The 18578-nt window shown below is 30.3% G+C and carries 17 protein-coding genes; 5 read left to right on the top strand and 12 right to left on the bottom strand.

Annotated elements, in window-relative coordinates; translation table 11 throughout:
• Positions 1 to 122: 122 nt before the first annotated feature.
• Entirely contained in the window at positions 123 to 656 is a 534-nt protein-coding gene (locus H527_RS0108845) for a hypothetical protein (RefSeq protein ID WP_155837846.1), read from the bottom strand.
• Positions 657 to 841: 185 nt separating this feature from the next.
• Positions 842 to 1558, bottom strand: coding sequence for a 3-ketoacyl-ACP reductase (locus H527_RS0108840; protein ID WP_027412374.1), 717 nt, complete (start codon positions 1556 to 1558; stop codon positions 842 to 844).
• Between the two features lie 343 nt (positions 1559 to 1901).
• Here H527_RS0108840 and H527_RS0108835 point away from each other — a divergent pair, with 343 nt between their 5' ends.
• From H527_RS0108835 to H527_RS0108820, 4 genes are all read left to right on the top strand, one after another.
• Positions 1902 to 2555, top strand: a complete 654-nt coding sequence (locus tag H527_RS0108835; protein WP_027412373.1) for a sterol desaturase family protein — start codon at positions 1902 to 1904, stop codon at positions 2553 to 2555.
• Between the two features lie 232 nt (positions 2556 to 2787).
• Positions 2788 to 3363: a helix-turn-helix domain-containing protein gene (locus tag H527_RS0108830; protein ID WP_027412372.1), complete on the top strand. Its 576-nt coding sequence runs from the start codon at positions 2788 to 2790 to the stop codon at positions 3361 to 3363.
• Between the two features lie 86 nt (positions 3364 to 3449).
• A complete protein-coding gene (locus H527_RS0108825) occupies positions 3450 to 5687 on the top strand; it encodes a heavy metal translocating P-type ATPase (RefSeq protein WP_027412371.1) in 2238 nt (745 codons plus the stop codon).
• Between the two features lie 35 nt (positions 5688 to 5722).
• Positions 5723 to 5935: a heavy-metal-associated domain-containing protein gene (locus tag H527_RS0108820; protein WP_027412370.1), complete on the top strand. Its 213-nt coding sequence runs from the start codon at positions 5723 to 5725 to the stop codon at positions 5933 to 5935.
• Between the two features lie 465 nt (positions 5936 to 6400).
• Here H527_RS0108820 and H527_RS0108815 read toward each other — a convergent pair whose 3' ends face one another.
• Together H527_RS0108815 and H527_RS0108810 are read right to left on the bottom strand one after the other, a co-directional pair.
• A complete protein-coding gene (locus H527_RS0108815) occupies positions 6401 to 6730 on the bottom strand; it encodes a DUF779 domain-containing protein (RefSeq protein ID WP_027412369.1) in 330 nt (109 codons plus the stop codon).
• A 90-nt stretch (positions 6731 to 6820) separates the two neighbouring features.
• Positions 6821 to 8320: an aldehyde dehydrogenase family protein gene (locus tag H527_RS0108810; RefSeq protein ID WP_027412368.1), complete on the bottom strand. Its 1500-nt coding sequence runs from the start codon at positions 8318 to 8320 to the stop codon at positions 6821 to 6823.
• A 233-nt stretch (positions 8321 to 8553) separates the two neighbouring features.
• Between H527_RS0108810 and H527_RS0108805 the strand changes: the two genes are divergently transcribed.
• Positions 8554 to 9474 carry an AraC family transcriptional regulator gene (locus H527_RS0108805; RefSeq protein ID WP_027412367.1) on the top strand — a complete coding sequence of 307 codons (921 nt, stop codon included), beginning with the start codon at positions 8554 to 8556 and terminating at the stop codon, positions 9472 to 9474.
• Between the two features lie 446 nt (positions 9475 to 9920).
• Here H527_RS0108805 and H527_RS0108795 read toward each other — a convergent pair whose 3' ends face one another.
• The 8 genes from H527_RS0108795 to dnaJ form a co-directional block, all read right to left on the bottom strand.
• Positions 9921 to 10799: a hypothetical protein gene (locus tag H527_RS0108795; RefSeq protein WP_027412366.1), complete on the bottom strand. Its 879-nt coding sequence runs from the start codon at positions 10797 to 10799 to the stop codon at positions 9921 to 9923.
• A 532-nt stretch (positions 10800 to 11331) separates the two neighbouring features.
• Complete coding sequence (locus H527_RS0108790) at positions 11332 to 11853, bottom strand: hypothetical protein (RefSeq protein WP_155837845.1); 522 nt, start codon at positions 11851 to 11853, stop codon at positions 11332 to 11334.
• Between the two features lie 112 nt (positions 11854 to 11965).
• Complete coding sequence (locus tag H527_RS0108785; RefSeq protein WP_027412364.1) at positions 11966 to 13129, bottom strand: sigma-54-dependent transcriptional regulator; 1164 nt, start codon at positions 13127 to 13129, stop codon at positions 11966 to 11968.
• A complete protein-coding gene (locus H527_RS0108780) occupies positions 13129 to 14031 on the bottom strand; it encodes a hypothetical protein (RefSeq protein ID WP_027412363.1) in 903 nt (300 codons plus the stop codon). The genes H527_RS0108785 and H527_RS0108780 overlap by 1 nt, the downstream gene beginning before the upstream one ends.
• A 10-nt stretch (positions 14032 to 14041) precedes the next feature.
• On the bottom strand, positions 14042 to 14935 hold the full coding sequence (locus tag H527_RS0108775) for a mechanosensitive ion channel family protein (protein ID WP_027412362.1): 894 nt from the start codon (positions 14933 to 14935) through the stop codon (positions 14042 to 14044).
• 6 nt (positions 14936 to 14941) lie between these two features.
• The gene (locus H527_RS0108770; protein WP_027412361.1) at positions 14942 to 16237 is read right to left on the bottom strand and encodes an ABC transporter permease; all 1296 of its coding nucleotides are present in this window, start codon (positions 16235 to 16237) and stop codon (positions 14942 to 14944) included.
• The gene (locus H527_RS0108765) at positions 16230 to 17159 is read right to left on the bottom strand and encodes an ABC transporter ATP-binding protein (protein ID WP_027412360.1); all 930 of its coding nucleotides are present in this window, start codon (positions 17157 to 17159) and stop codon (positions 16230 to 16232) included. The genes H527_RS0108770 and H527_RS0108765 overlap by 8 nt, the downstream gene beginning before the upstream one ends.
• Positions 17160 to 17454: 295 nt before the next feature.
• Positions 17455 to 18573 (bottom strand): molecular chaperone DnaJ, encoded by a 1119-nt coding sequence (dnaJ, locus tag H527_RS0108760; protein ID WP_027412359.1) that lies wholly within the window; start codon positions 18571 to 18573, stop codon positions 17455 to 17457.
• Positions 18574 to 18578: the final 5 nt, after the last annotated feature.

The following is an 18578-nucleotide window of genomic DNA, read 5'->3' as shown; positions in this document are numbered from 1 at the left end:
TTCTAGTACTAAGTAATAAATCTTTTTTTGAGCACTAGTTTTCTTTATAAGCAATAAAGTACTAAAAAATAAACACCTGATTTTAAAAAAACAATTCTAATTTTGCTAAACTATTTTTAATTTTAATCCTTTAAATTCGATTTTAGTAATAATTCGCCATCATTTGGAATATCATACTCTTTGCAAAACTCTTTTCTATACGCATAATCTTCAGGGGTAATATCTATCCAAAAATCTTCTCCGAAAATCTTAAAAAAATATCGTTCGTCTATATGTTTTTGAAATACTTCTCTAATTTCAAAATGATATTTTGTTTTCATTACGCTATCTATTGAGTCTGTATACTCAATCTGTATTCTTTTCTCTTTAAAATAGTGTATATAAATTGTATCATTACAAAAAAGTAGGTGTTTTGGCTCTCCGCTTCCTCCATCCCAATGAATGCCTTCTGGCTGTATTGATAACTTGTAAGTAAAGCTATGTGATGTTCCGTAATTATGATTCGTAAAGATACCTACATTCGTAGTTTCTTTATTAATCTTTTCTACTGATAAACGTTTTTTGTTTAACAAGAGTTTCTCTCGCTTATCCACTCTCTCTTCTGTATACGAATTACAGCTACTCCATATATAAACGTGCCCTATCAATAGTAGCATTTTTATAACTAGAGCTCTATTAATCATCTTTCTTTTACTTGTTGTATACAATATGCTTTTCAAGTTCAATACCAATTACACTATTATTTGGCAAAAATTGTTATTATCACTTCATGAAATTTCACAAAAACCCATTTTTATTTAAATTTAGAAACTCCTATATCTATATCCCAATTCTATTTTAATTACGGATTAGTCGACCATAGTGATGCATTTTTAAGCATTGCTCTTCTGGGTAGTTGCAGAGATGTAACAATTAATTCTGCAAAATCTTCAGGTTGCAATACTTTTTCAGTATTTCCATCTGTAATTCCTAATTCTAAAGACATATCTGAAGCTATGGTACTAGGTGTTAATGTACAAACCCTAATATTGTTTTTACGCACCTCTTTCATTAGAGACTCAGACATACCGATAACTGCAAATTTTGATGCTGAATAAGCAGATGTATTAGGGTTACCATTTAAACCAGCAGTAGACGATATATTTATAATATCTCCTTGGTTTTTATCTATAAGAAAAGGCAAAACTTCTTTAGTCACATAATACATCCCTAAAACATTGGTTTGTATAATGTTTGTCCATTTATCCACTTCCATATCGTTAAAAGAGCCAAAAGCAGCAATTCCTGCATTATTTATTAAAATATCTACAGATCCCAGGTCTGTAATTATATTTTTGATTCCTTTTTTAACCTCATCATAGTTACCTACGTCGAATACTGTATATGTGGCATTTACTCCTAATGTTTTTAATTCTAAAGTTGTCTCTTTTAATGTTTTTTCGTTTCTACCCGTTATAGCTATATCTACACCTTCTTTTGCTAATGCGATTGCTGTAGCTTTCCCTAATCCTCTGCTTCCTCCTGTTATTATTGCTTTTTTCCCTTTTAGACTTTCCATTTTTTTAGTTTTATATTAAAGTAAACTTAAATTTAGCGACTTTTACTTATATTCATATTGCTATCTACCTATTCTTCCTATTTCTTTTTAGCTAAGAAATATTAATTATGCTAAATTAGTGCTAAGTATATAAAATCGCTTTATAGTTTTTTATAAAATTTCTTTAAAAAAACGAGGGTATTTCTCTTTTTAAAATAAAGGATTATCTAAATTTTTAACTGAATCTTTTTTATTAAAAAAGAAAAAAGATTTAAGAGAATAAAAAAAAACTAATCGATAAATTTGACATTAGTTGAGATAAAAAATATTGCCATAAAAAAATATGGAATGTAACACAAACCTAATGAACTTAAAAGATCCATTTATATTTTTTCCTTTACTAATAATTATAAACATAATTGCTTATGGATTAAACATAAGTTTTAGTAAAATATGGGATAGAATATATAGTCACCATACATCTATATCAAAAAAAGAGATACTATTGTCATTACTTATCCTTGTTCTAAATATCGCAGTAGCTTTTCCTGGTTTTATATTATGGTCTAATGAAATTATTGTATTTTCTAATGATAATTTTTGGTTATCTTTTATAGGTCTTTTTTTGCTTATAGACTTTTTAATGTATGTTTCTCATTGGGTTTCTCATAATATAAGCTACTTAAGAAAGATACACTCAAAGCATCATGAACATTCTATAAAATTTAATTGCGTTAGTTTATATTATATGTCACCTTGGGAATCTGTATTGTTTGGCTTATTACTAACTACAGTTACTATATTATTTTCTTTTAACCTTTACAGTTTTATATCTTTTCTGCTTTTTAATTGGTTTTATGGTGTAATTACACACTTAAATGTTAGTAAAAGCAAACCTCACTTTTTTATTTTTACAACTAACACTTTTCATCATAATCATCACCAATTAAATGGTGTAAACTATGGTTTTTATACATTTCTATGGGATAGAATATTTAAAACTGAAATGAAACATTAGGTATTACTTAAATTCGTTTTAATAAGTATAGTATTACAACATAAATCACCAATAGGCACTGCTCAAATTTTTATTTATAAATTTCAGATTATAGCATAAATAGTTACATTGTTTCTAAGTCATAAATTTTGGTATATTTAGCAGATCTTTAAACCTTTTAATTGGCTAGTAACTAACCAAAAATATCTTGTGTTTTTTTCTTATTACTTATAACATTCAAAACTGGTATACAGTGCAAAACAAAACAATTCACATAAAAAACATGGTATGCCCTCGTTGTATTGATTCTGTAAAAAATATTTTTGCAGAATTAAACCTAGATATAAGTTCTATTACATTAGGCGAAGTAGTTACTCCAAAAGAAATTACCAAATATCAAAAAATTGAACTTCATAGAGAGCTACTAAAAAGAGGTTTCGAATTATTAGAGGATAATAAATCAAAGTTAATCGACAAAATAAAAACTCTCATTATTAATTCTATTCACTATCCAAAGGATACTATAAACATTAATTTCTCTACTTATTTAAGTGATAAATTACATCAAGATTACGGTTATTTAAGTCGTTTATTTTCATCTATAGAAGGTATTACTATTGAAAAATTTGTATTATCTCAAAAAATTGAAAAAGCAAAAGAATTACTATTTTATGACGAACTAACATTGTCAGAAATTGCCTTTCAAATGCATTATAGCAGTGTAGCATATCTTTCCTCTCAATTCAAAAAAGAAACAGGAATGACCCCTACGCAGTTTAAAAAACAAAAAAAACCAGGTCATAATCATTTAGACAATCTACAATCATAATCTTATAAAATAAATACAAAAAATCATAACAGATAATTAACCTTATCTGAGGACTTTTGTAGCATAGTTCTAACATTTTTATAATTATGAATACAATAGTTTCTGAAAAGAAAAATACACATATAAATACCTATCCCATCACTGGAATGACTTGTGCAGCTTGTGCATCAAGTGTAGAGTCTGTCTTAACAAATATAAATGGGGTTACAAAAGCAAATGTAAACTTTGCCTCTAATTCTGTTTTAGTAGAATATGATGATTCTATAAAAAACACAGACTTACAAAGCAGATTACGAAGTGCTGGTTATGATCTTATACTAAATGTAGAAAATCCATTAGAAATACAAGATGATTTACAACATAAATATTATCAAAAAATAAAATCCAGAACAATTTGGTCTGCCATTTTAACGCTTCCTATATTTATTATTGGAATGTTTTTTATGAAATGGATACCTGGAAAATGGATCTCATTAGGTTTAGCTTTACCTGTTCTTTTTTATTTTGGAAAAGGGTTTTATATCAATGCCTGGAAGCAAGCTAAACACAAAAAAGTTAACATGGACACCTTAGTTGCTTTAAGTACAGGCATTGCTTTTCTATTTAGTTTATTTAACACAGTTTTTCCTGATTTTTTAAATACCCGAGGTATTTATCCTCATGTTTACTACGAAGCTGCTACAGTAATCATAACTTTTATTTCTTTAGGAAAATTAATGGAAGAAAAAGCTAAATCTAACACTTCATCCGCTATTAAAAAGTTAATAGGACTTCAACCTAAAACACTAAAAATTATTTTTAATGGTATAGAACAAGAAATCCCTATAACATCTGTACAAAAAGGTAATACTATTGTTGTACATCCTGGTGAAAAAATTCCAGTTGATGGAATAGTAACGTCGGGACATTCGTATGTAGATGAAAGTATGATTACGGGAGAACCAATTGCAGTAGCCAAAAATGATGGAGAAAAAGTATATGCAGGAACCGTTAATCAAAAAGGGAATTTTCAGTTTAAAGCTTTAAAAATAGGTAATGAAACGTTACTATCTCAAATTATAAAAATGGTACAGGAAGCGCAAGGAAGTAAAGCTCCTGTTCAAAAATTAGTAGATAAAATAGCTGGAATATTTGTTCCTATAGTTATTAGTATCTCTATTTTAACATTTGCAGCTTGGATGATAAATGGTGGAGACAAAGCATTTACACATGCTTTATTAACATCGATTGCAGTGTTAGTAATTGCATGTCCTTGTGCTCTAGGACTTGCTACACCTACTGCAATTATGGTTGGTATTGGCAAAGGAGCTGAAAGCAATATTTTAATTAAAGATGCTGAAAGTTTAGAATTGGGACATAAAGTTACAGCCGTTATTTTAGACAAAACAGGGACTATTACTGAGGGCAAACCCACCATTACAAACTTCTCTTGGGAAAACAATGCAAATCAAGACGAATTATCTAGTGTTTTAATGTCAATAGAAGCTAAATCAGAACATCCTTTAGCAGGTGCTATTGTAAAAAAATTCAAAGAAATGGGAACTACACCTGTTGATCTTATAAATTTTGAGAGTATTACAGGAAAAGGTGTAGAGGCTACTGATTTTAAAGGACAAAAGTTCTATGTAGGGAACCTCAAACTAATACAAAATAAAAACATTACACTTAATGAGGCCTTAATTACAAAAGCAAAGTTATGGCAAGAAGAAGCCAAAACAGTCATATTTTTTGCTTCTGATAAACAAGTTTATGCTGTAATTGCTATTGCTGATAAAATTAAATCATCCTCAAAACATGCAATCAAAAAACTTATCAACAAAGGGATTAAAGTCTATATGCTAACAGGAGATAATAATCAAACAGCAAAGGCTGTTGCTAAAGAGGTTGGCTTAACAAATTATAAAGGAGAAGTTTTGCCTTCTGATAAAGCTGATTTTGTTAAAAACCTTCAAACCCAGGGTCAAATTGTAGCTATGGTTGGAGATGGTATAAATGATTCACAAGCATTAGCCCAAGCCGATGTTAGTATAGCAATGGGACACGGCTCTGATATCGCTATAGATGTTGCTAAAATTACGCTTATCACATCCGATTTAGAATCTATTCCTAAAGCTCTAAGCTTATCCTCTCTAACCGTTAGAGGTATTCGTCAAAATTTATTTTGGGCTTTTATTTATAATTTAATTGGTATTCCTATAGCCGCTGGGATACTCTATCCTTTTAACGGATTTCTATTAGATCCTATGATTGCAGGTGCTGCAATGGCATTTAGCTCTGTTTCTGTTGTAGCAAATAGCTTGAGATTAAAATCAATAAAATTTTAAACAGAATATTATAAATATTTACAAAATCACATAATATGAAAAATCTAAAATTTAAAACAAATATTAATTGTGCAGGTTGCTTGTCTAAGGTTGCCCCTCAGCTTAATAATGAAAAAGGTATTGAAAAATGGGATGTAGACTTAGAGAGTCCCGAAAAATTTCTTACAGTTAAATCCAATTCTGCGTCAGAAGAAGATATTCTTAATGCCGTAAAAAAAGTAGGCTTTAATATTGAAAAAGTAGAGTAATTGCTACACACAATTGATACCAGTTGTTGTTTGAGTTTACTGGAAAAGAAAATTAAGATTTTTTTTGTTTCAGTGAAGAAGAAAAGCTTGTGCCAGAATCGATCTGACATTAAGTATAACAGGGCTACGGTTTATTTTTATTCTGATACTTGAAGCGAAAAAAGAACATTTTATTACGGTAAATTCAAATTGTAAATGGTATGAGCAACTTTAACGTAGTGAAAAACCACTACGTTAAGGCTCTCATTTCTCTATTAATCAATACTATTTTAATTCTGAAAAGAACTACTCAATTTCTACACAGTTTCTAAATTAAATTTTGTAGATCAAACACTTATTCTAAAAGTGATTCTATTTCTCTATATAATCAACAATCTCAGAATAACCTCATGTAATCTGTTTTATAAAAACATTTTTTTTCTGACATAATTCTCCTTTTATCAACTAATCAATAACCATTTTTCATTATTGGGTTAAAAGCCTTGAGTGAATTATAAATCGTAATCCAAGAGGAATTTCAAGAGAAAAACTAGAACCTCTGCCTTCTGTAATATCTACAGTTAGGTGAGTATGTTTCCAATATTCAAATTGATCTTTATTCATATAAAAATTAACCCCTTCAATAGTTCCTAATAATATATCACTTTCATCCAGATATAATTCCCCTTTAGGGAAAAGCATGGGAGAAGAGCCATCACAACAACCTCCACTTTGATGAAAGATTAAATCCCCATGTTGTGTTTTTAATTGATTTACGATTTTTGCTGCAGCTTCTGTTATGTCAATTTTTTCCATTTTTTAAATTTATACCAATTTCAATTTACTGATATTATTAAAAAATAAGGCCGAATTGTATAATAACTCAGCCTTATAAGTAATCCATTACTAAAAGAACCCTAATTTATTTTTATCATAAGAAATTAACATGTTTTTGGTTTGTCGGTAATAATTAAGCATCATTACATGATTTTCTCTACCAAAACCAGATTTTTTATACCCTCCAAATGGTGCATGTGCAGGGTATGCGTGATAACAATTTACCCAGACTCTACCTGCTTTAATAGCTCTTGGGATTTGATATAATTGATGTGCATCTCTGGTCCAAACACCAGCTCCTAGTCCATAAAGTGTATCGTTTGCTATTTCTATAGCCTCAGCTTCATCTTTAAACTTGGTAACGCAAACTACTGGTCCAAAAATTTCTTCTTGAAAAACTCTCATCTTATTGTGTCCTTCTAAAATAGTTGGTTTAATATAGAATCCATTTGCTAAGTCACCTTTTAATTTATTTGCTTCTCCTCCAGTAAGTACTTTTGCACCTTCATCTATACCTATCTTAAAATACGATTTAATCTTTTCATATTGATCATTAGATGCTTGTGCACCAACCATAGTATTTGGATCATATGGACTGTCCTGTATTATGGCTTTTGTTCTGGTAATAACACGTTCTATAAATGCATCATAAATATCCTCTTGTATTAGTAATCTGGATGGACATGTACACACCTCTCCTTGATTAAAAGCAAACAATACTGCACCTTCAATTGCTTTGTCTAAATATGCGTCATCTTGATCCATTACAGAATTAAAGAAAATATTTGGAGATTTACCGCCTAACTCCATCGTTACAGGATTTAGATTTTTTGAAGCATACTGCATTATAAGCTGTCCTGTAGTTGTCTCTCCAGTAAATGCAACTTTATCTACTCGAGAACTAGAAGCTAAAGGTTTACCTGCTTCTGTACCAAAACCATGAATAATATTTATTACTCCAGGAGGAAATACATCTGCAATTTTTTCCATCAATAAAGTTGCTGTAGATGGTGTTTGTTCTGCAGGTTTTAACACCACGCAATTTCCTGTTACCAGAGCTGGCGGCAATTTCCAGGAAAGCATTAATAACGGAAAATTCCAAGGAATAATTTGACCTATTACGCCCAGTGGTTCTTTTATATTCATAGATAATGTATGCTGGTCTAGCTCGGTTGCACTACCTTCCTCAGACCGAATACATGCTGCAAAATAACGCCAATGATCTATCGCTAATGGTATATCTGCATTTAGGGTTTCTCTAATAGGTTTTCCATTATCACAGGTCTCTACCAATGCAAATTCTTCTAAATTAGCTTCGATAATATCCGCTACTTTATTAAGTAATGTTGCTCTTTCTGTAGCAGATGTATTTCCCCAAGCTTCTTTTGCATCATTTGCGGCATCTAGTGCCAATTCTACATCTTCTTTTTGAGAACGCGGGTACTTTGCTATTAAACTATTATCTATAGGAGAGGTGTTTTCAAAATATTCTCCTCCAATTGGTGGTACAAATTTACCATTAATAAAGTTGAAATATTTTTCCTTAAATTTAGGTTTAGAAAAGTTCATAATTTCTTGTAATTAATTAGTAATTATTTAGCTTTGATAAAGTTATTTTATCAAATTCTAATTAAGTAGTACATATTTATTATCTTTTTGAACATATCTATCATATATATTTAAAATCTTGTTAAAGTTTTAATTTTCTAAGGTCTACCTTGAAAATTAAATAAACTCTTAAAAATATACCTCGTGAGTTTGCTCTTAGGGTATTGATTTAAGTTTTTTTTGAAATATAATTTATGAGTAAGTTACTAAGCCAACATAAACGTACAAGAAAACTCACTACTTTGGTAGAGAACAAAACCACTTATAATGCAGAGTATGCAGAACTTAATATTTATGAAACTCATGCATTTGCAGAAAAAGTGGGTTTAAAATTTAGTTTTCCGATTATTGCAAGTATGCTTACCGGAAAAAAAATCATGCATATAGATGATTTGAATCCATTTGATTTTTTTCCTGGAGAATCTGTAGTTATGCCTACCAACAAAGAAATGATTATCGATTTTCCTTTAGCATCCAAAAGTAGTCCTACCCAATGTTTAGCTTTGGGTATTGATGTATATAAAATTAAAGAAGTTGTAGAGAAATTTAATCAACATGTTGCTATAGAAAACGAAAATAATGCTTGGAATATGGATGAGACTACCTCTCACCTAATTAACAACACAGATGTTAATCATTTAATAGAGCGCTTAACCTATACTTTTACCAATAACAATACATCTAAGGATGTCTTATTAGATCTAATGATTCAGGAACTAATTGTTAGACTGTTACAAACCAAAGCAAGGTCTTTAATTGTAACGAATGCAAATCCTATTTTTAATGATACCCGAATCGGAACTGTTATTAAATATATTAAGGACAATTTAACCAATAAAGATATTACTATAAATTTATTAGCAGAAAAAGCGCATATGAGTCCTTCTCATTTTCATAAACAGTTTAAAAATACTTTAGGGATATCTCCTATTGATTATATTAATTCTGAAAAAATTAAGTTCGCTAAAAAAATGATTAAAGAAGACAGGGATTTTAGAGTATCTGAAATAGCTTTCAAATCAGGATTTAATAACACCAGCTATTTTAACAGGCAATTTAAAAAGCATGAAATGATTACTCCTACACAATTCATCAAATCTATTTTATCTACATGATTAGATAGTGTTATACCTACCATATCTTGTTTTATTTTTTCTCTAAAATTATTCTATGATAAATTAAGATGCGAATATAAAATGAATTAAAGTAACTACTATTTCTATTTCCCAAATTACTATAGATAAATTTCCTTTTAGCTTTATTCCATCTAGTTTAGATATCGCATGACATACTGATACCGTTGCAGATTTTAAAATTCTATTTTCAGTTTTGGTTCAAATTCACTAGCAATTAATTCAATCACTCTATCATGAGTATAAAAAATATAATGTTCATGAATTTCTTTTACTTTAATATCTCCATCATATTTCTTTTTGAATTCAATTTTATCCAAAAAGATTGCGACTCCTTAGCTTTAAAATAAAGAAAGCCTCTGTAAAGAGGCTTTCTTATGATTTTATGATACATTATAAACTTGTATAACTATTCGTGTTAACAGTTTTTATTTACGGTATAAATTAGATACGTAAATTTCAGAATCTTTAATAGATTCAAAGATTCGTACTTCTATATCTCTAAACTTGCATTTTGTTCCGTCTAAAGAGTCTCCTACTTGACTTGCTTGTCCCATTTTAAAAATGACAGCTTCTACTCCCTTTAAAAGAGGATTAGCTCTAGATACAACCTCCCAAACATTAGCCTTTTCTAAATGTATCATACCTTGAATAATTTCTTCGTATAGGTTTTCATCAAAATTAAATGGTCCGTTTTGATGCCCCCAAAAATATGGATGTCTTGTAATTGAACCCTCAACAGTTTTTTCAGTAGTCAAATCACCAATAAATAAAATATATTTATCACTATAATCTCTATTAAATTTAACAAGCTGTGTAATATCGGTTCTGGCTGGATTTTCATATTTAACAATATAAAATTCATTGTTGGTTTCATCCACTCCTACATCTCCATTTAAAACCCAAGATTCAGCCATATTATTCCCTTTTGGGTTTTTTAGCAGGTTTTTGGTATAACCAGCAACTTTATATTCTTGTTTACTTCCATTTTCGGAGGTTACTGTAAATGTCAATGTTCCTTTTGATAAATCTATCAATTCTCCAGAATTAGGAATAATAGTAGCATTTTCAGACACTATGATTTCTGTTTTTAAATTTTTTAAATCCATTTCATCAGAATACTCTATTAGAATCGTGGATGTGTCTTCATCTATATATCCTATAATGGAATTATTTCCTTCATTTACTGTTACGGCAAATGATTTAATAAAGTTCTGATTGTTTAATGGTTCGATTTTTTCATCATCGTTACAACTATTTAAAAGGATAACGAATAGTGGAAGAATAAGTAATCTAAAATTTCTCATTTAATTAAAAATTATATTTTTTGAAGTTAATTACTACTAATATTATATATATGTCTTAACAACAAAAAGTGTTACTCTATAATCTATCCTTTTACACGTATTTTAGAACTTCTTTTTATAAAATATTTGGATCATAGCTAATATATAGGATTACGGATATCCGCATCGAGGAGTAATTTTTCTAAAAAAAGAGGTGACACACTTTATTAAACACTATCAATACTTCAATTTTACTGATATTTGACAAGCTTATCCTTAAATATATTCAGATGAGACTCTCGAAACTCTACACTATATTTACCTTTCCCGCAACTTATTTTATGTTCCCAGCTATATAGAAGCTCTTCCCGTAGGTGTATTTATCATTCCCGTAAGTACAGAGACCCTTCCCAGCACTATAAAACCCTTTCCCGACGGTATAGTACCCCTTCCCGGCAATCAAAAGTATCGTCCTAGCTGCTGGGATCAAGTATATGGCAGGCTGAGGCGCCCTAAGCTCCTTTTTGGAGAGTATGAGGGGGTCGAATTTTTGCTATCTACCGTAAAAGTCGTAGCTAAATCCTATTAAAAATGTATCGTATCGCCTTCCTAGACTTTTCACATTTAATTCAGCAAAGACATGTACAGGTTTAGATATATGATATAATACTCTTATTTTTATTTGTGCACCGTGATTAAAGTTTGCTGTTCTAAATCCTAAAAATGCTTTATCTTCTATGTCTTCAAAAAAAGCAGAGTCATTACCCGTATACCCCATACCTGCGGTTATTGTAGTAGGATACCAGTTAAATAAAATTAAATTTACTCCAAAAGCGAATTCGTTATATGCTTTATAACCTTTATTATTTTCAAACGATAAAGATCGATTGTATTCTCCCATAAAGGTGGTGTAACAATTAAAAGCATACTCTACTCTGGCTCCAAAAGAAAGTTCCTCTTCTAATCCAAAGTTTTTTCCTGCTACCAAGCCATAATTAATGGCTCCTGGATCATACTGAGCAAAAGATGTATTTGTAATAAACAACAATAAGATAATAAATAAAAATCGCTTCATTAGGCTATAATATGTCTAGGATCATTAGTTTTAATAACAGAACAAGCTTATCAATTATGGTAATGGGGTAATCCAAATAAATAACATAATAAAAATCACACCAACTTTGTTATTACTTAGCTGCAAAAAGTTTTACATCTTCTTCGCTTACTTCTTTTCCTCCTAAAATTATAAGACGTTCTACGACATTGCGTAGTTCTCTAATATTACCCGTCCAGTCATATTGTTGCAACTGTTTTATGGCTTTGGCTGAAAATTTCTTGCTTGGAGAACCTTGTTCTTTAGATATTTTTTGCGCAAAATATTCTATTAATAATGGGATATCTTCTCTTCTGTCGTTTAGCGCAGGTACTTTTATTAAAATAACAGCTAATCTATGATACAAATCTTCTCTAAATCTGTTTTCTTCGATTTCTTTTTTTAAATCTTTATTGGTTGCTGCGATTACTCGTACGTCTACTTTTATATCTTTATCACTACCTACCCGTTGTATTTTATTTTCTTGTAAAGCTCTTAATACTTTTGCTTGAGCAGAAAGACTCATATCTCCTATTTCATCCAAAAATATAGTTCCTCCATTTGCTGCTTCAAATTTACCTGCACGATCTTTATTTGCTGAGGTAAAGGCTCCTTTTACATGTCCAAAAAGTTCACTTTCTATTAATTCGCCTGGTATTGCTGCGCAGTTCACTTCTATCATTGCTCCTTTAGAACGCTCGCTTTTTTGATGAATCCAATGTGCTACTAATTCTTTACCTGTTCCATTTGGTCCTGTAATTAAAACCCTTGCGTCTGTAGTAGCTACTTTTTCTATAATATTTTTTATCTCTGAAATGGCAGTAGACTCTCCTATCATTTCGTAGTTTTTAGAGACTTTTTTCTTTAGCATTGTATTTTCTACCACTAATTCTTTTCGATCTAAAGCATTGCGTACAGTATTAAGTAAACGGTTTAGATCTGGTGGTTTAGAAATATAATCAAATGCTCCTAATCGCATTGTATTTACTGCTGTATCCAAATCTCCATGACCAGATATCATCACAATGGGTATTTCTGGTTTTATTTTTTTTACTGCTTCAAGAACCTCTACTCCATCCATCTTTGGCATTTTAATATCACAAAGTATAAGATCATAATCTTCTTCCTTAATTTTGTCTATTCCAGAAAGTCCATCTTCTGCTTCAAAAACTTCGTATTTATTATTTTCTTCAGACAATATTTTTATAAGAACTCTTCGGATTGCTGCTTCGTCTTCTATTACTAATATTTTTGCCATTATATTTTATATTTTATTCCGCTACGAAAATAGAATGTATTTTTATCTTGAATGATTTTCACATCTTTCTGATCATTATCTCGTAAACGAATTTCGTTACTTAATGTATATCCTAAATATCCATATAACAATAAGTGTTCCGTAAAAAAACACTCATAACCTAATGCAGATATGATATTAAGCATGGATATATTTTCTGCTATTTTTTCTTCTCCATCTTTGGATACAAACACTTGATTCTTTTGCAAATTACTATAAAACTGATCTAAACCAATAAAAGCTTGTATAGTATTTTTTTTATTAAAATAATATTTAATACTTGATTTGGGTGTACCGACAGAGTAAGACCAACTAGAATGAAATCTACTATAATAGTTAAGAATTGGTAAAGGAAAATTTAAACTTGCTGGTGTTGTATATTTTACACCAAAAACAAAAAGAGCTGTTTTTGGTTCTTGCTTATTTTTATAACTCTTTACAAAGTATAATGCTCCTGTATATCTTAAATCTTCATTTTGTATCCCAGACTCTTCAAAATTAGAAGATATTTTTATTCCTAGTTTAGTACCAAAACGCCAATCATTTTTCATTTTAAATGTATAGCCTAATTCTACTCCACCAGTATGGAATTCGCTTAAAAAATCTCGTTTTTGAGAAAGGGATACGTCATTTATTTTTAAATTATCTAACCGATAATCAGGATTGATTATCAAATATGTTCCTTTTTCGTTTATTTTAATTGGATAATTTATAGATATTCTAAATCTATCATAGATATTATCACTACTTGCTTGTGGTATGTATGTGTATTCTATCCTTGCTAATTCTGTTTGCTGTGATTCTATTGTATTTATAATAAACAGAAATATACCTATAAAAACAAAATTTTTAGGTTTACCCATTACCTTATTTTTATTTTCTCAAAACAGTTATTTCCCTCTGTGGGAAAGGAATTGTGATGTTATTTTCTCTAAACAAGCGATCTATTTCGAATCTCACTTCACTTTTAGGAACACCTGCCTGGAAGCTATCATTAAGGGTGAAGACTACCTTAAAATCTAAAGAACTGTCTCCAAAGTTTGTAAACAACACTAATGGCTCTGGTAATTTAAGTACATTTTCGTTATTCATCACAGCTTGGATTAATAAGTCTTTTACTAGATTTACATCACTACCATAAGCTACACCTACTTCTACAAACTCTCTTGTAACGGTTCCATTTTGAGTCCAGTTATATAAGGTTGATGTTAAATATTTATGATTAGGAATTACTAATACTTTATTATCTATAGTTACTGCTCTTGTAGTTCTTAATTTTATTTCTTCTACTCGTCCTATTTTACCTTCTAATTCAATAATATCTCCTACGTGCACTGTTTGATCTATAAAGATAAACACGCCAGAAATAATATCTTGAATAAGGGTTTGTAATGCCAATCCAACACCAACTAATAGTGCCGCAGAGGCAGCAAAAACTGCCGTTATATTAAAACCTATGTTATCTAGTGTAATAAATAGTATAATGATATATATAAAATATTTGGCAAAAGAAAATACCGATACAAACTTCACTTCATCCTCGTATGGTAATTTTTTAGTGACTATTTTTCTTATAAATTTGAGTACAAGGGATGTTATTACAAGAATAAATAGCACAAAAAACAATAAACCTACAGTAAGTACTATGGGATCTTTTTCTGTTCCTAAACTAAAAATTTCATAATTCAAAAAATCTTTGATTACTCCCCAAACATCTTCTTTAATAACATCTTTTACTTGCTCTGTTATTTCTTCTTGCTGCACCATATTTTATTAATATTTGATCCACTTAAACAATTCCTTATAACTTGGTTTTTTGCCATACATAAGGATACCTACTTTATATATTTTTGCTGCCAGCCATGTTATAAATAATATACTTGCAACTAACAAAAGTATGGAAATCAAAACCTGCCACCAAGGAACACCAAAAGGTATACGCATGAGCATAACTATTGGAGAGGTTAAAGGGATCATAGAAAATATCGTAGAAACGGTTCCATGAGGGTTTTCGATCACTGAAAAGAATCCTACATATATACCTAACATTAATGGTAATATAATAGGTAGCATAAATTGCTGAGAATCTGTCTCACTATCTACTGCTGCCCCAATTGCTGCATAGATTGCACTGTATAAAAAATACCCTCCTATAAAATATATAAAAAAAGAAAGTACTAATGTTCCTAAAGGAAGTTTCATTATATCTTGCAATATTAATTGTATTTCTTGTTGATTGTTTTCTTGTAATATCGATGAATTCAAACCTCCAGGTTGAGGGTCTATACCAAAAACAGAGGATGCTACTGTTAACAAAACTCCTCCTAATATTAACCAAATTAAAAACTGAAGAATTCCTGCAAAAGAAGTTCCTAGAATCTTCCCCATCATTAATTGTAATGGCTTTACTGAAGAAATAATAATCTCAATAATACGATTAGATTTTTCTTCTATTACAGAGCGCATAACCATATTACCATAAATAATAATAAACATCATTAAGAAATATCCTGCTGCACCTCCAAAAATCATTTTTACATAATTAGACATCTTGGATGTCTTTTCTCCAGAAAAATTTTCTATTTGAATGTTTACTTTTGCTTTAGAGTCTTCGATAGCATCCAGATCTAAGTCTTTTTCTTTAAAATTTTGATTTGTTAATTTATCACCTATTACTTTTTCTATAGTATTAAGAATAGTAACATTTGGAGCTTCTTCTGCAAAAAATTGTATCGATTTAGCTAGCTCTTTATTGGTGAGTTTTTTAGGAATATACAATAATCCATCTAATTTTTTAATGACGACAGAGTCCTTGGCATCATTTAGGGTTACACTACTATAATCTATATAATCAACCTCTTCTGAATCTTTAAAATCAGAACTAAACAGACCTGTTTCATCAAAAAGAGCAACTTTACGAATTTCATCATTATTTAGTGTAGCCAGCCAAGTAATCAAAAGAACCATCCCTACCACTATTAGTGGGCTTAAAAAAGTCATTACTACAAATGTTCTATTACGAACACGAGCTATGAATTCTCTTTTTATAATTAGTTTCAGATTATTCATTTTCTGTAATGGTTTTAATGAATATTTCGTTTATCCCTGGTATTACTTCGTTAAACCTCATTATCTGTCCTTTATCTGACAAATACTGAAGTAAATCATTTGACGACGTATTTTTATCTAAAGTTATTTTCATTTTTAATTGGTCATCAATTGTTTTAAAATTTGCTGGCACTACAGTAAAAGTTTCTTGTAAATGAGTATATAAGTCTTTACTATTTTCGGTTAGAATTCCTACCTCAAAAGTATTAGATTTATATGTTCTTTTTATATCTGTTACCTTACCTTCTAATATTTTTTTAGATTTATTAATAAGTGCAATATGATCGCATAGTTCCTCTACGCTTTCCATACGGTGGGTAGAAAATATAACTGTTGCTCCTTCTTGTTGTAGCTGTAATATTTCATCTTTAATAAGGTTTGCATTTATAGGGTCAAACCCACTAAATGGTTCATCAAAGATTAATAATTTTGGTTTGTGAAGTACGGTAACTATAAATTGTACTTTTTGCGCCATTCCTTTAGAGAGTTCCTGAATCTTTTTATCCCACCAGTGTCCTATATCAAATTTATCAAACCAGTATTTTAAACGTTCTTTGGCTTCTGTTTTACTTAATCCCTTAAGTTGTGCTAGATATAATGCTTGTTCTCCTACTTTCATGGATTTATACAAACCTCTTTCTTCTGGAAGATATCCAATATCCCTAATATGATGTGGTTTAAGAGATTCATTATCTAATAACACATTTCCTTCATCTGGCAATGTAATTTGATTAATAATCCTAATCAAAGTAGTTTTACCTGCTCCATTAGGCCCAAGTAATCCAAAAATACTTCCTTTTGGGACTTGTATGGATACATTATCCAAAGCAGTAAAAGTCCCGAATCGTTTTGTGGCTTGTTGTACCTCTAAAAGATTAACCATAGATAGCAATATAGTTTTAATATTTATGAAGTGCGAATGATACGAAAACTTAAAAACTTATACTAATTATGTTTGCTATTAATTGCGTAAAATAATTGGTTCTTTTTGTTGATTATCTTTTTTTTATAAAAAACAAAACCCACCCTAAATATCAATATTAAGGATGGGAAAAAAATTGCTATGAAAAAGAAAAATTATCACCAAACATGTTAGTGATGTTTCAAATATACAAATTTTTCTTAATCAAACGTTAATACAACTAAATGATTCTAAATGGTTAAATCCATTAATTATATTAAGAAAACATATCTTTTACTTTTTCAAAAAATGACTTTTCTCCACTTTCTGGATTTGGTCTAAAGTGATCATCTTTAGCCATTTTTTCAAAAAACTCACGTTGTTCTTTATTTAATGTTTTTGGTGTCCATACGTTTACATGTACTAAAAGATCTCCTGTTCCATAGCCATTGATACTAGGGATTCCTTTACCTCTTAATCTTAATATTTTACCACTTTGTACACCTTCTTCAATCTTTATTCTCACTTTACCAGAAACGGTATCAATTTCTCTAGATGCTCCCAAAGCAGCTTCAGAGAAACTTACATACATATCATAGTGCAGGTTATTACCTTCTCTTTGTAAGTCTGGATGCTCTTGCTCTTCTATAGCTACGATTAGATCTCCCGCTATACCATTACCCGGAGCTTCATTTCCTTTTCCTGAAACTTTAAGTTGCATACCATCTTCTACTCCTGCTGGTATTTTAATACTAACGGTTTCTTCTGTAGCTTTTAATCCTTGCATATCTGCCTCAGCAGGTCTATCGTCTATCATTTGCCCAGATCCACCACATGCACTACAAGGGGAAGAAGTTTGCATTCTACCAAGGATTGTATTAGTAATCCTAGTTACTTGTCCAGATCCATTACATGTACTACAGGTTTTATATGTTGTACCTGGCGCTTGAATCTTTCTTTTTACTTTGATTTTCTTTTCTACACCATTTGCAATTTCTTCTAATGTAAGCTTAACACGTATACGTAAGTTACTACCTTTTGCTCGACGTTGTCTGCCGCCACCGCCACCGCCGAAACCGCTAAAGCCACCAAAACCACCGCCGCCAAAAATATCGCCAAACTGACTGAATATGTCATCCATATTCATACCGCCACCGCCACCAAAGCCGCCACCTTCAAAAGCTTGGTGACCATATTGATCATAGCGTGCTTTTTTATCTGGATCACTTAAGATCTCGTATGCTTCTGCTGCTTTCTTAAACTTTTCTTCAGCTTCTTTATCTCCTGGATTTTTATCTGGGTGATATTCAATAGCTTTCTTACGGTACGCTTTTTTTACTTCTGCTGCAGTTGCACCTTTACTTAAACCTAATATGTCGTAAAAATCTTCCTTCATAATTT

The sequence above is a fragment of the Aquimarina muelleri DSM 19832 genome, from assembly GCF_000430665.1.
GTDB classification, from domain to species: domain Bacteria; phylum Bacteroidota; class Bacteroidia; order Flavobacteriales; family Flavobacteriaceae; genus Aquimarina; species Aquimarina muelleri.
This window is presented reverse-complemented; position numbering and strand designations above follow the sequence as displayed.